We start from the raw sequence: 254 nt of genomic DNA, 5'->3' as shown, positions 1-254 counted from the left end.
CAACGAGCTCCGGCCCCACGAGGCCATCTCATGGAACCGGCCCAAGGAGGTGCACCTGGGCCTGGCCGACCCCACCACCCCGACATTCAAAACCAAGGAAATCCTGCCAACTACTTGACGCGGGACAAGAACACCGAAGGCGCCTCGTTCTGGGCCCACGTGTGCGCGGAGCTGGCCAACCGCGGCGTCCGCGACGTGCTCATCGTGTGCTGCGACGGACTGACCGGCCTGGCTGAGGCGATCGAGGCGACCTG

General features: G+C 66.5%; 1 pseudogene. It reads left to right on the top strand.

The features are described 5' to 3' along the window. Positions 1-135 precede the first annotated feature (135 nt). Positions 136-254: pseudogene (locus tag MTQ12_RS14865) on the top strand (transposase); the annotation flags it as partial.

The sequence above is a fragment of the Brevibacterium sp. R8603A2 genome (assembly GCF_023072605.1).
GTDB lineage: Bacteria > Actinomycetota > Actinomycetes > Actinomycetales > Brevibacteriaceae > Brevibacterium > Brevibacterium pityocampae.
This window is presented reverse-complemented; position numbering and strand designations above follow the sequence as displayed.